Annotated in this window: 13 protein-coding genes; 6 read left to right on the forward strand and 7 right to left on the reverse strand. The window is 73.9% G+C overall.

Features of this window, described 5'->3' with window-relative positions; all coding sequences use genetic code 11:
* Nucleotides 1-195: 195 nt before the first annotated feature.
* Together ACGFMP_RS01855 and ACGFMP_RS01860 are read right to left on the reverse strand one after the other, a co-directional pair.
* Nucleotides 196-789 (reverse strand): TetR/AcrR family transcriptional regulator, encoded by a 594-nt coding sequence (locus ACGFMP_RS01855; protein ID WP_393669631.1) that lies wholly within the window; start codon nt 787-789, stop codon nt 196-198.
* 11 nt (nt 790-800) lie between these two features.
* Nucleotides 801-1286, reverse strand: coding sequence for a GNAT family N-acetyltransferase (locus tag ACGFMP_RS01860; RefSeq protein ID WP_393669632.1), 486 nt, complete (start codon nt 1284-1286; stop codon nt 801-803).
* A 306-nt stretch (nt 1287-1592) separates the two neighbouring features.
* Between ACGFMP_RS01860 and ACGFMP_RS01865 the strand changes: the two genes are divergently transcribed.
* Together ACGFMP_RS01865 and ACGFMP_RS01870 are read left to right on the forward strand one after the other, a co-directional pair.
* Entirely contained in the window at nt 1593-2609 is a 1017-nt protein-coding gene (locus tag ACGFMP_RS01865) for an NAD(P)-dependent oxidoreductase (RefSeq protein ID WP_393669633.1), read from the forward strand.
* 63 nt (nt 2610-2672) lie between these two features.
* Nucleotides 2673-3278, forward strand: a complete 606-nt coding sequence (locus ACGFMP_RS01870; RefSeq protein ID WP_393669634.1) for a GNAT family N-acetyltransferase — start codon at nt 2673-2675, stop codon at nt 3276-3278.
* Between the two features lie 177 nt (nt 3279-3455).
* Here ACGFMP_RS01870 and ACGFMP_RS01875 read toward each other — a convergent pair whose 3' ends face one another.
* Nucleotides 3456-4082 (reverse strand): hypothetical protein, encoded by a 627-nt coding sequence (locus ACGFMP_RS01875; protein WP_393669636.1) that lies wholly within the window; start codon nt 4080-4082, stop codon nt 3456-3458.
* 168 nt (nt 4083-4250) lie between these two features.
* On the opposite strand from ACGFMP_RS01875, the gene ACGFMP_RS01880 reads away from it, so the two are divergent.
* Both ACGFMP_RS01880 and ACGFMP_RS01885 read left to right on the forward strand, forming a co-directional pair.
* On the forward strand, nt 4251-5279 hold the full coding sequence (locus tag ACGFMP_RS01880; RefSeq protein WP_393669638.1) for an ArsR/SmtB family transcription factor: 1029 nt from the start codon (nt 4251-4253) through the stop codon (nt 5277-5279).
* Between the two features lie 422 nt (nt 5280-5701).
* Entirely contained in the window at nt 5702-6922 is a 1221-nt protein-coding gene (locus ACGFMP_RS01885; protein WP_393669639.1) for a S8 family peptidase, read from the forward strand.
* 205 nt (nt 6923-7127) lie between these two features.
* Here the strand turns inward: ACGFMP_RS01885 and ACGFMP_RS01890 are convergent, their stop codons facing one another.
* The 4 genes from ACGFMP_RS01890 to ACGFMP_RS01905 are packed head-to-tail and all read right to left on the reverse strand — an operon-like array spanning nt 7128 to nt 10691.
* On the reverse strand, nt 7128-7748 hold the full coding sequence (locus ACGFMP_RS01890) for a response regulator (protein WP_393669641.1): 621 nt from the start codon (nt 7746-7748) through the stop codon (nt 7128-7130).
* Nucleotides 7745-9025, reverse strand: a complete 1281-nt coding sequence (locus ACGFMP_RS01895) for a sensor histidine kinase (protein WP_393669642.1) — start codon at nt 9023-9025, stop codon at nt 7745-7747. Before ACGFMP_RS01895 ends, ACGFMP_RS01890 begins: the two co-directional genes overlap by 4 nt.
* Nucleotides 8983-9840 (reverse strand): ABC transporter permease, encoded by an 858-nt coding sequence (locus ACGFMP_RS01900; protein WP_393669643.1) that lies wholly within the window; start codon nt 9838-9840, stop codon nt 8983-8985. Before ACGFMP_RS01900 ends, ACGFMP_RS01895 begins: the two co-directional genes overlap by 43 nt.
* Nucleotides 9840-10691 (reverse strand): ABC transporter ATP-binding protein, encoded by an 852-nt coding sequence (locus ACGFMP_RS01905; protein ID WP_393669645.1) that lies wholly within the window; start codon nt 10689-10691, stop codon nt 9840-9842. Before ACGFMP_RS01905 ends, ACGFMP_RS01900 begins: the two co-directional genes overlap by 1 nt.
* A gap of 174 nt (nt 10692-10865) precedes the next feature.
* On the opposite strand from ACGFMP_RS01905, the gene ACGFMP_RS01910 reads away from it, so the two are divergent.
* Entirely contained in the window at nt 10866-12302 is a 1437-nt protein-coding gene (locus ACGFMP_RS01910) for a DUF2252 domain-containing protein (RefSeq protein ID WP_393669646.1), read from the forward strand.
* Nucleotides 12303-12315: 13 nt separating this feature from the next.
* Entirely contained in the window at nt 12316-12729 is a 414-nt protein-coding gene (locus ACGFMP_RS01915; protein WP_393669647.1) for an SHOCT domain-containing protein, read from the forward strand.
* Nucleotides 12730-12752 lie beyond the last annotated feature (23 nt).

A 12752-nucleotide genomic window follows, 5' to 3' on the forward strand; every position in this document is an offset into this window, starting at 1 on the left:
CCCGCTCCGGGCCTGCGGCCGGCCGTGCGGCCGCGGGCCTGCCGGGGCGGTGCCCGCTCCTTCGCACCCTAAGCAGCGGGGGGCGGGGGTGCCACCGCGAAGGGCTCGGCCCAAGGCTCCACGCGCTGCCCGGGAGGCACGCCACCTGCGAGGCGGCCGACGCACGCCATCGCGAAGGCGACCGGCCGGCACCGCTCAGGCAGCGGCCGCGGCGTCCAGGAGGGGGGCCAGTTCCGTGGTGACCGTGACCAGCGGGGCCGTGGACTGATGCGCGCGGGCCATCAGGATGGCGCCCTCCAGGGTGGAGATCATCAAGGTGGCCAGGCCTGGGGCGCGGGCGGCGGGGACGCGGAGGGTGGTCAGGGCGGCGGTCAGCGGGGTGGTCCACGCGGCGAAGGCGGCGGCGGTCGCCTCGCGGGCCGAGGGGAGGGTGGCGGTCGAGTCGACGGTGGCGGCGGCGACCGGGCAGCCGGTGCCGAAGCCGTCCGCCTCGAACTCGGCGATCCACTGCCAGGTCATCGCCTCGAAGAGGGCGCCGGGGGTGGGGTCGGGGAGTTCGGCAAGGTAGCGGGCGACGCGTTTGCCCGCATAGCGCCCGGCCCAGGTCACGGCTTCGTTGACCAGCTGCTCCTTGCCGCCGGGAAAGTAGTGCTGGAGCGACCCGCGGGGGGCCTCCGCGCGGGCCGCGACATCGCGCATGCCGGTCGCGCCGACGCCGTCGCGGCGGATCAGCTGGGCCGCGGCGAAGACCATGCGCTCCCGCGGACCGTGGGTGCGGGGTGCAGTCATGGCCGGCCTCCTCAGGGTCCGTCCAGCTTATAGACGCCGCTGGGCCCGTCCGCGGAGTGCGCCAGGCGCTCGGCGGGCAGCCGGCGGCCCAGCGCGGCGAGCAGGCCGGAACGGCCCGGCAGTACGGCTGCGCTGACATACCGGACGCCGCGCGCTCGGGCGCGGCTCAGCAGCAGGTCGACCATGGCGCGGCCCGCACCCTGCCGCTGCCAGGCATCGCCGACCAGGACGCCGATTTCCGCCGCCCGCGCACCCGGGGGCAGGGCGAGGCTGGCGAGGCCGGCCAGACGCGCCCTGCCGGCGCCGTATTCGTACGCCACCACCGCGTCGTGGACGTCGGCGCGGCCGGCAAGCACGTGCTCCAGGTAGTCCGGGGGGAGGGCGCGGACCTGGCCGAAGAAGCGCAGCCGGACGGTGTCCTGGGAGCAGGCGGCGAAGAGTTCGCGCAGCGCGGCCGCGTCGGCGGGCCCGGCGACCGCCACCTGCCACCGGCGCACGCCCCCGGCCGAAGCGGGCAGGACGGGCGGGTCGGGCGAGTCGACCGGAGCGGCCTGATCGACCCGAGCAACCGGAGCGGCCCGATCAGCCGGAGTGGCCCGATCAGCCCGAGCAGCCGGATCGACCCGAGCGGCCCGATCAGCCCGCTCAGTCCGATCAGTCCGAGCGATCGGAGCGGCCCGATCATCCGGAGTGGCCGGGATGGGCGCGACAGGCCCTATGACGGTGGTCATAATGCTCAGTATTATGACGGCCGTCATAGATCGCAAGCCGTATCCACGGCCCGCAGGAAAGGACCCGACAGCATGCTCAGAGCCGGCTTTCTCGGTCTCGGCGTCATGGGGCAGCCCATGGCCCTCAACTTGGCGCGGCAGCGGGCCGACCGGCCGCCGCTGAGGGTGTGGAACAGGTCGCCCGCCAGGAGCGGGCCGCTGCGCGACGCGGGCGCCCGGGTCGCAGGCACACCCGGTGAGGTCCTCCGCGACAGCGATGTCGTCTTCCTGATGCTGGCCGACGGCCCCGCGATCGATGCCACCCTGGCGCGCGGCACCCCCGACTTCGCCGAGCAGGTGGCGGGCCGCACGATCGTGCACATGGGCACCACCTCGCCCGGCTACTCACAGGGGCTGGAGGCCGACGTCCGGGCGGCGGGCGGCCGTTACGTGGAGGCGCCGGTGTCGGGGTCGCGCGGGCCCGCGGAGGCGGGACAGCTGGTGGCGATGCTGGCCGGGGAACAGGAAGGGGTCGACGCCGTACGGCCGCTGCTGGCACCGATGTGCCAGGACGCCTTCGACTGCGGCCCCGTGCCCGGCGCGCTGCTCACCAAGCTGTCGGTGAACCTCTTCCTGATCACCATGGTCACCGGGCTCACCGAGGCCTTCCACTTCGCGGAACGGCACGGGCTCGACCGCGACCGCTTCCTGGCCGTGCTCGACGCGGGGCCGATGGCCAGCACGGTGTCCAAGGCGAAGGCCCCCAAGCTGAGGGACCGCGACTTCGCCGTCCAGGCAGCCGCGTCGGACGTACTCGAGAACAACCGGCTGATCGCCGAGGCGGCCCGCGAGGCCGGTCTCGCGTCGCCGTTGCTCGACGCCTGCCACGCGCTGTTCGGCGAGACCGTGGCGCTCGGCCACGGCGGCGCCGACATGGTCGCGGTGCTGCACGCGATCGAGGCCCGCTCCACCAAGGCCCGCACTGCGGAGCACCGCACCGAAGCCCCCGCCGCGGAGCACCGCGCCGAGGCCCCGGCTGCCCAGCACCGCACCGAGGCCCGCCCCGCCGGGCACCGCTCCGCCGAGGCTCGACCGCAGGCCAGGGCTTAGGCTGCAACCGCCTTACGGAAGTGATCAGTTGATACGACCAACGAGCAGGCGGAGGACAAGCGCATGGGTGTGGCGATCCGACGGGCCGGACAGGACGACAGGGCGGCCGTGACCGACCTGCTGGACCGGGTCTTCCGGGACGACGCGGTCAGCGGCTGGGTGTTTCCCGACCCCACCGACCGGCAGAACAAGCACGGCGTGATGATGGGCGTCTTCCTGGACACCGCCCTCGCCGAGGGCTACGTCGACATGGCGGTGGACGGTTCCGCCGCAGCGCTGTGGTTCTCGGTGCCGGCCGGCGGCCACCCCGCCGACGACGCGGGCCCGGCCGAGCTGCGGCGCGTCGTCGACCCGGCCAACGAACGCGTCGAGGCCATCGGCAGGATCCTCGACGCGGCCCACCCCAAGGAGCGCGCACACGAGCACCTGATGCTGATAGCGGTGGACTCGACGGCCCGCAGCCAGGGGCGCGGCACCGAATTGATCACCTCGGTGCTGTCCCGCTGCGACCGCGAGGGCCTCGCCGCCTACCTGGAGGCCAGCAGCACCCGCAGCCGCGCGCTCTACGCCCGCCTCGGCTTCGTGTGGTCCGGCGACACCATCGACCTCCCCGAAGGCCCGTCGATGTATCCGATGTGGCGCGACCCGATGCCGGTCGGCAGGGCCTGAGCCACCGCACCGCACCGGCAGGACCTGGCCACGCCGCGCTGAGCCGCGCGGAACACGGGACCCTGCACGGACCGGCACGGACCGGCACGGACCGGCACGGACCGGCACGGACCGGCACGGACCGGCACGACGACAGGTCACCGACGCCGTGGCGCGGCAATGCGCCGCGCCACGGCCTCAGGCCAGCGTCTTGCAGAGGTCCTCGTAGGGTCCCGCGAGCGCAAGAAGCGTTCTGCTGCTCCTGCCCGCCGCCGTGCTGATCTCGACGGACATGAAGGGGCCGGCCACGATCCACTGGTTGTGGGGGTGGTCGCCGGTGTGGAAGCCGGCCGACCAGTCGTTGCCGCTGAGGATGAACGAGTCGGGGTCGGGATAGGTGATCACACCGGTGCCCGAGATGTCGCGCTCGACGGACTTGCCGGTGGCGAGGTTGGTGACCCGCATGACGAGCGGGCCGCTCTCGACCGCGAAGACCGGCCGTCCCGCGGCGTCGGTCCAGGTCCTGGTGGTCAGGTCGCTGACCGGGAAGTCGGCGTGCGAGGGGAAGGCGCACACCTCGCCTGCCGGGTAGCCGAACGACTCCTGCACCGGGTGGGTGACGACGGGACCCCGCAGGCCCGGCACGTCCGCCGGTACGCCCGCCAGGCCGGTGAGACCGGTGAAGTCCCCGCCGGCCGCGGCGCTCGCACCGGCCGGCACCGCCAGCACCACGGCGAGCGCGCCCGCCACCACCGCCGCGCCCGCGGCCCTTGTGAACCCGGCACCGTACGCCCGGCGCCCCGCACCCCGCTGCCGTGCACTCATCGTGCGTCCTCCCGTTGCGTGGACCCGCCCGGCCGCATGACCGGGCGTCAGCGCGCGGCGTCCCCGACCGCCCCCGGCCGCCGGGGGCGCCCCGCGCACACCACCGTGCCGTGTACAAAGGAGTACGGCGAGACGTTTCGGCCCTGGTCGAAGCAAACGGGGGGCTCCGTGCGCATCCACTTCACGCTGACCGACCTGGCACGTACCCGGATGGCGGGCCGCCCGAGCCCGCTCGCGGTCACCACCTTCAGCACCTTCCGGCTGGCGCAGCGGGCCGGCACGCCCGGCCTGGACAGGTGGCGGCGGCTGGTGCGGGCCGGGCTGGTGGGGCCGGGCGGCGGCATGGGCGGCGGGCCGCCGCGGGTGCCGTACTTCGCCCAGCTCGCACCGGTCGACCCCGCGCACCCCGTCCCGCGCTTCCTGCGCCCGCACATCGGCCTCCGGACGCTGGACGACGAGCTGGAGCGGTTGCTGAGCACCCCGCCGCGGGCCCTGCGCGCCGACCTCGAGTACGTCGGCAGGCACCGCCCGCTGCCCCGCTGGACCCGGGACCTGGCCGAGGGCGACAGGGCCGCGGCGAACCGGCTGGCCGCGGCGGTACGGGACTACCACCGGGTGGCCGTGGCGCCCTACTGGCGCGGGCTGGCCGCGCTGCTCGCCGCGGACCGGGCCGCCCGCACCCGGCAGTTGGGTGACGGCGGCGTCGAGGAGGTGCTGCACACCCTCGGCCCCCGGATGCGATGGCGGCCGCCGGTGCTCGAAGTGCAGACCAGGGCGGAGACCGACTACGACTACCACCTCGGTGGCCGCGGACTGCTGCTGGCGCCGGGCGCGTTCAGCTCGTACGTGCCCTGTGACCCGGACGACGAGCAGCCCACGCTCTACTACGAGGTGGCCCCCGGCAGCGGCGAGCACCCGCTGGCGGACCTGCCGGGCGGTCCGCACGAGGGGCTGGCCGCGCTGATCGGGCACAGCAGGGCGGCGGTACTCGAAGTGATCGCCGACGGGGTGACCACCGGCCAGCTGGCCCGCAGGGTGGGCCTGTCGCTGGCGTCGGCCAGCGAGCACGCCACGGTCCTGCGGCGGGCCGGTCTCGTCGCCACCCGGCGCGACGGCCGCTCCAGCCACCACACCCTCACCGCGCTGGGCTCCGAATTGCTGCTGCACGCGGCGGCGTCCGCACCGCCCGCACCCTGACGCGGGTTTCGCGACCCGCGCGGGGCGGGGCGGGGCGGGGCCGCCGGTCGGACCGTTCCCCGGCACCCGCGAGGGCGCCCGCCTGCCGTATCCCGGCCCCCGCCCCGGCTCCCGACCCCCGCCGTACGAGAGGCCGCGGCACATTGCCGCGCCGCGAGCCGTACGTGCCGGGGGCCGCCGTACGTGCGGGGGGCCGTACGTGCCGGGGGCCGTACGTGCCGGGGGCCCGGCAATGTACGCCGGATGCCGCGCCCATTCGGCTGACACGGCCCCCGTCGTACGTGTGTCGGAGGCCGGGGGATGAATGATCGTCAGATTGTAGGTCCGGCCGTGGCCTTGCCCGCCCGTACCGCCGCACCCGCCGTACGGGCGCACCGGGGCGCGGACGTCATCGCCCACCACCGTCCCCACCGGAGCCCGACATGCGCTTGTTCGCGCGCGGCCTTTCCGCCGCAGCCCTGGTCCTCGCACCGCTGACCGTGGCCGGCACTCCTGCCGTGGCCGCCATCCCGGTGCCCACTCCCGCCACCACGCTCGCCCCGCTGCACACGCACGCCCATGCCGTCGCGGGCCAGTACATCGTGACCGTGCAGAAGACCCTCGACCCGTCGTCGATGGCCCAGAAGACCGGCGTCAAGCCCTTCTTCACCTACAGCAGCGCGCTGCGCGGCTTCGCCGTCACGCTCGACGCGGCGCAGCTCGACTCGATCCGCAGGCTGCGCGGCGTCGAGTCGGTCGAGGAGAACTCGGCGGTGACCGCCTTCGACCTGGCGCACACCACCGACGCCGCCGTCCCGGCGGGCGGCAGCGGCGTCAGGGCCGCGGCGGCCACCTGGGGCCTGGACCGGATCGACCAGCACGACCTGCCGCTCGACGGCCAGTTCACCACCGCCGGCGACGGCGCCGGCGCGACGGCCTACATCCTGGACACCGGCATCGACTACGCCAACACCCAGTTCGGCGGTCGGGCCGTGCCCGGCTTCGACGCCATCGGCGACGGGCGCAACGGCCAGGACTGCCAGGGCCACGGCACCCATGTCGCCGGCACCGTCGGCGGCGCCACCTACGGTGTCGCCCCGAAGGCGAACCTGGTCAGCGTCCGGGTGCTGGGCTGCGACGGCAGCGGCACCGTGGCCGGGGTCGTCGCTGGCTTCGACTGGGTGGCGAAGAACGCCAAGCAGCCGGCCGTGCTGAACGCCTCCCTCGGCGGCGCCTTCTCCAACGCGGTCAACGAAGCCGCCACGGCGCTCGCCGACGCGGGTGTGCTGCCGGTGGTGGCCGCGGGCAACAGCTCGGAGGACGCGTGCGACGTCTCGCCCGCCGGCGCCCGGGGCGTGTTCACCGTCGGGGCGACCGACTCCTCCGACCGGCAGGCCTCCTTCAGCAACTTCGGCGAGTGCCTGGCCCTCTACGCGCCCGGGGTGAACATCGCCTCCGCCAAGCTCGGCGGCGGCAGCGTGACCCTCAGCGGCACCTCGATGGCCAGCCCGCACGCCGCCGGGGTCGCACTGCTCTACAAGGCGGCGAACCCGACCGCGGGCGCGCAGGCCGTGGGCGACTGGGTCGCGGGCCAGGCCACCCCTGACGTGCTGAGCGTCACCGCGGGCTCGCCCGACCGCCTGCTCTACACCGGCGGCCTGTGACCGCACCCGCCGTCGCACCACCCCGCTGGCTGCCCCACACCGCGAGCCGCCTCGTCGTGACGAGGCGGCTCGCCGCGTGAGCGCCCACGGGACCAGGGCCGGGCCGGGCACAAGGCTCCGCGCGGCCGTCACACAGGCCGTCGCAACAGGCGGTCACAGCAAGCCGTCGCAGCAAGCCGTCACAACAGGCGGTCGCAACAGGCCGTCACAGCAGGCCGTGGCGCATCGCCGAGGTGACGGCGGCGGTGCGGTCGGTGACGCCCAGCTTGGTGAAGGTGCGCAGCAGGTGGGTCTTCACGGTGGACTCGCCGATGAACAGGCGGCGGCCGATCTCGGCGTTGGTGCAGCCGTCGGCGACGAGGCGCAGGACGGCGGTCTCGCGGTCGGACAGGTGCGGGCGCTCCGGGCGGAAGCGGAGGCGGTCGACGAGGCGGGCCGCGACGGTCGGGGCCAGGACGGTCTCGCCTCGGGCGGCGGCCCGCACCGCGGTCGCGAGCTCGCCGCGGGCGAGGTCCTTCAGGAGGTAGCCCGCCGCGCCGGCCTCCACGGCGCGGAGGATGTCGCCGTCGGTCTCGTAGGTGGTGAGCACGATGACCCGGCACGGCAGCCCGGCCGCGGTCATGCGGAGGATGGACTCGACGCCGCCGCCTTCCGGCATCCGCAGGTCCATGAGCACGATGTCGGGCCGCAGGGTGGCGGCCAGCGCCTCGGCCTGCGGGCCGCTCGACGCCTCGCCGACGACGTCGAGGTCGGCCTCCGCGTCGAGCATCGCGCGGAGCCCTTCGCGCACGACGGGGTGGTCGTCCGCGAGCAGGATACGGATCACGGTGTGCTCCTCCGGGCGGCCGCGAGCGGCAGGGTGACGGTGACCGCGGTGCCGCGGCCGGGCGCGCTGTCGACGGCCGCGGTGCCGCCCATCTCGGCGGCCCTGGCGCGCAGCCCCGGCAGGCCGTAGCCGGTGCCCGGCGGCCCCGCGGGGTCGAAGCCGCGGCCGGTGTCGCGTACCGCGAGCCGCAGGGTGTCCTCGGCGTAGTGCAGGTCGAGGGTGACGGGGACGGCGGGGCCTGCGTGCCGGCGGGCGTTGGCCAGGGCCTCCTGGCAGCTGCGCAGGGCGACGACCTCGACGGCCGCGGGCAGCGCCCGCACGTCACCGGTGATCCCGACGGCCGCGGGTGCGCCCGTCTGCTCGGTGTGACGGGCGGCGAGGCGGCGCAGGGCGTCGGGCAGGGAGCCGCCGTCGAGCCCCGCGGGGGCGTTGTCCGCGACGAGGGCGCGGGCCTCCGCCAGGTTCTCCCGGGCGGTGCCCGCCATGAGGGCGAGGTGGCGGCGGGCCTGCTCCGGGTCGTCCTCGAACTCCGTCTCGACCGCCTGGACGAGCATCAGGACGCTGGTGAAGCCCTGCGCGAGGGTGTCGTGGATCTCCCGGGAGAGCCGTTCGCGCTCCGCGAGGGCGCCGCGCTCCGCGGACAGCCGGGCCACCTCGCCGCGGCTGGCGTCCAACTCGGCGACCAGGTCGGCGCGTTCCGTGCTCTGCTCGATGACGCGGATGATCCAGCTGCCGACCACCGCAGAGAAGGCGAGGGTGACGACGGCGAAGACGGAGTTGTAGTAGAGGTCGTGGTCGTCGGGACGCCAGATCAGCGCCCAGGCCGCGACCGGCAGGGTGTTGATGAGGGCGACGGCGGTGAGCGCGCCCCGCACCCGCAGCAGCATGAAGCACTGCGGTACGAGGCCGAAGGTCGCGAGCCTGGTCTCCCCCACGAGTGCCGCGGGCGGCAGGAAGAGCAGCACGAGGCCGACGAGATACCGCACGGCCGGCCGGGTGCCGCTTGCGGTGCTCTGCGTGATCAGCAGCGGGCGGCCGACCCACACGTACCAGGGCACCGGCAGGCAGAAGAGGCAGGCGGCGATGACGCGTACACCGGGCCCCGGGGTCTCCGCCGCGAGGGCGAAGAGCACGGTCCCCACCCACACGACGACGAAGTACAGGTCCCACGGCAGGAAGGAGCGCTCCCACACGTGCCCGCCGCGGGCACCCGCGGCGGGCGGTGGCGACTCGGTCAGCCGTCGTTCCGGCTCTTCCAGCGGAAGGTCAGCAAGCACAGCACCAATCCTCCGATGCACCAGGCGCCCAGCACCAGGGCGATACGTCCGTACTCCCAACTGCCCGCCGGTTCGAGGGCGGCGGCCGCCTCCGGCAGGAAGACCCCGCGCAGGCCCTGGCACATCCACTTCAGCGGGAAGAACGAGCCGATGGTCAGCATCCAGCCGGGCACCGTGTCGATGAGGATGTACACACCGGAGATGAACTGCAGGACCAGGAAGGGAAGTACGACCACGGAGGTGGCGCTCCTGCCCGACTTCGGCACGCTGCTGATCGCGATGCCGAGCAGCGCGCAGCCGGTCAGGCCGAGCACGAAGATCCAGCCGAAGGTGAGCCAGCCGGACACGTCCGAGGGCAGGTCGACGTCGTAGACGGTGGTGCCGAAGACCAGCAGCGCGGCCGTCTCCAGCAGTCCCGTGACCAGCACCAGCCAGATCTTGCCCAGGAAGTACGCGGCGGGCGGCATCGGGGTGCCGCGCAGCCGGCGCAGCACCTTCTCGTCGCGTTCGATCGCGATGGAGATGCCAAGCGACTGGAAGCTGGTGGACATGATGCCGGCCGCGATCATCGACGCCACGTAGTACTGCGACGCCGTGGAGCCGGTGTTCTCCATGTCGTCGTGGAAGATCGAGGCGAAGAGGAAGAGGAAGACGATGGGGAAGGCGAAGGTGAAGATCACCTGCTCGCGCAGCCGGAAGAACAGCCGGATCTCCATCGCCCCGCGCAGCAGGCCGAGGCGCCATGCCCCGGGCAGCCGGGCGGACCTGTCGTCCGACACGGGAGTGAGCGCCGTCGCGGCGGTGGTGCCGGCCATCAGCTGTCCTCCGATCCGATGAGTCGCAGGTAGATGTCTTCCAAGGTGGGCCGGGTGACCCGCAGTTCGGGTATCTCGCCGTCGAAGCGGCCGGCCAGCGCGCCGACGGTGCGGGTCGGGGTGTCGGTCTCCTCGCTGTGCGCGGTGCCGTCCGGGTCCGCCCAGTGGACGGTGGCCCTGGCCTGCGCGCGCCCGGCGAGCGAGCCGGGCTCGCCCTCGGCGACGACCTTGCCTGCCGCGATCACCGCGAGCCGGTCGGCCAGCGCCTCGGCCTCGTCGAGGTAGTGGGTGGTGAGGATGATGGTGGTGCCCTCGTCGGCGAGGCTGCGGATCAGCGACCAGAACTGCCGTCTGGCCGCCGGGTCGAAGCCGGTCGTCGGCTCGTCGAGCAGCAGCAGTTCTGGGCCGCCGATCACGCCGAGCGCCACATCGAGCCGCCTGCGCTGGCCGCCGGACAGCTCCTTGGTGCGGCTGTCCGCCTTCTCCGCCAGGCCCACCAGGTCGATGACCTCGGCCGGATCGCGCGGCCGCGGGTAGTAGCGGGCGAAGTGCCGCAGCGTCTCGGCGACGGTCAGCTCCGCCGCGGCCGACTCGTCCTGCCACACGATCCCGACCCGCGACTGCCACGCTCGGTCCGCGGTGCCCGGGTCCTGCCCGAGCACCGCCACCTCGCCGCTGTCCCGCCGCCGGTGGCCCTGGAGGATCTCCACGGTCGTGCTCTTGCCGGCCCCGTTGGGCCCCAGGATCCCGAAAACCTCGCCGCGCCGGATGCCGAGATCCACCCCGTCCACCGCGTCGACCTCGCCGTACCGCTTGCGAAGCCCGCGCACTTTCACCACGTCGTCCGTCATGCGTCCACGATCCCGCCGCGCGCCTGCGCCCGGAACGGCCGTACGGGCACATCACCGTCCACCGAACGGTGGACGCCCGCCGCGTCACCCGTGGTCACCGTGAGTGACAGGTGCTCGCGTGGCGGGGTCGGCGGCCCGGGTTCAGGATGGAGGCAACCGGAGGGCGGTGAGCCCATGCGCAACGAGGTCAGGGATCCGCTCGGCAGGGCCGTGCCACGGCGCGGCCCCTCCGAGCGGGCCGCACACGGAAAGGCGGCACGGCGCCGCGTGCCGCGGTCCGCACACGCCCGCTTCGAACCGGGCGGCAAGCGTTTCGACCCGGTCGAGCTGCTGGAACGGCAGTCCGCCGACCGGGTGCCGGAGCTGGTGCCGATCCGCTACGGCCGCATGCTGGAGTCGCCCTTCCGCTTCTACCGGGGCGCCGCCGGCATCATGGCCGCCGACCTCGGCACGAAGCCGCACACCGGCCTTACCGCCCAGCTGTGCGGGGACGCGCACCTGCTGAACTTCCGGCTGCTCGCGTCGCCAGAGCGCCATCTGGTCTTCGACATCAACGACTTCGACGAGACGCTGCCAGGGCCCTTCGAATGGGACCTCAAACGGCTCACGACCAGCCTGGAGATCGCCGCGCGGGCGCGTGACTTCGGCTCGGATCAGCGTGCCGCGATCGTCCGCGGGGCGGTGGAGGCGTACCGCGAGCGGATGCAGCTCTTCGCCGGCATGGGCACCCTCGACATCTGGTACGCGCAGGACGACACCGACCAGCTGACGGGTTTGCTGCCGGGCAAGGAGCAGCCCGGCGCGACCGTGCGCAAGCGGACCGGCAAGGCACTCGCCAAGGCCCGCACCAGGACCACGGCGCAGGCCTTCGACAAGCTCACCCACGTCGTCGACGGGCACCGCAGGTTCGCCGCGGACCCGCCGCTGATCACCCCGCTGCGCGACCTGCTGCCCGACGACCGGCGCGCCGAGCTCGAGCGGAGGCTGAACGAGCTGCTGCGCCGCTACAGCGAGAGCCTGCCGCCGGAGCGGCGGCTGCTGCTCAGCCGCTTCCAGGTGGTCGACATGGCGCGCAAGGTCGTCGGCGTCGGCAGCGTCGGCACCCGGTGCTGGGTGGTCCTCGCCGTCGGCCGCGACGACGGCGACCCGCTGCTGCTCCAGGCCAAGGAGGCGGGACCCTCGGTCCTCACCCCCTACGCCGGTGCCGCCGCCCAGGACAACCAGGGCCAACGCGTCGTCGCGGGGCAGCGGTTGATGCAGTCCGCGGGCGACATCCTGCTCGGCTGGGACCGCGTCATCGGCATCGACGGGCGACAGCGGGACTTCTACGTGCGGCAGTTGCGCGACTGGAAGGGCATCGCGCAGCCCGACACGATGTCCGCGACGATGCTGCGCCTCTTCGCCCGGGTCTGCGGCGCCTCCCTGGCGCGCGCGCACGCCCGCTCCGGCGACCCGATCGCGCTGGCCGCCTACGCGGGCAGCGGTGAGGTGCTGGACCGCGCCCTGGCGGAGTTCGCCGAGGCCTACGCCGACCGCAACGCCCTGGACCACCAGGCACTCGCCGCCGCGGCGGCCGATGGCCGCGTCCCCGTCTCCCCCGACACCGCCTGAACCGGAGGCCGTCATGAACGACACCGTCTACCTCGCCTACGACTATCCCGTGCTCGGCGCCTTCCTGACCGCTCTGTGGGTCTTCCTGTGGGTGCTGTGGATCTTCCTGCTCTTCCGGATCGTCGCCGACCTCCTCCGCGACGACACGCTGGGCGGCTGGGCCAAGGCCGGCTGGCTGGTTTTCGTGCTGGTACTCCCCTTCCTCGGCGTCTTCGTCTACGTCTGCGTCCGCGGCGCCGGCATGGGGCGGCGGGAGGCCCACCACTCGAAGGCCCACCAGCAGGAGATCGACGAGTACATCCGCAAGACCGCCGGTTCAGGTTCCGGCGGGTCCGCCGACGAGCTGGCCAAGCTCGCCGAGATGAAGAGTTCGGGGCACCTCACGGAGGAGGAGTTCCAGCGGGCCAAGCAGAAGATCCTGAGCTGACGCGCCCGGCAAGGGTCCGCCGG

The sequence above is a fragment of the Streptomyces sp. NPDC049040 genome, from assembly GCF_043197715.1.
Taxonomy (GTDB): Bacteria; Actinomycetota; Actinomycetes; order Streptomycetales; family Streptomycetaceae; genus Actinacidiphila.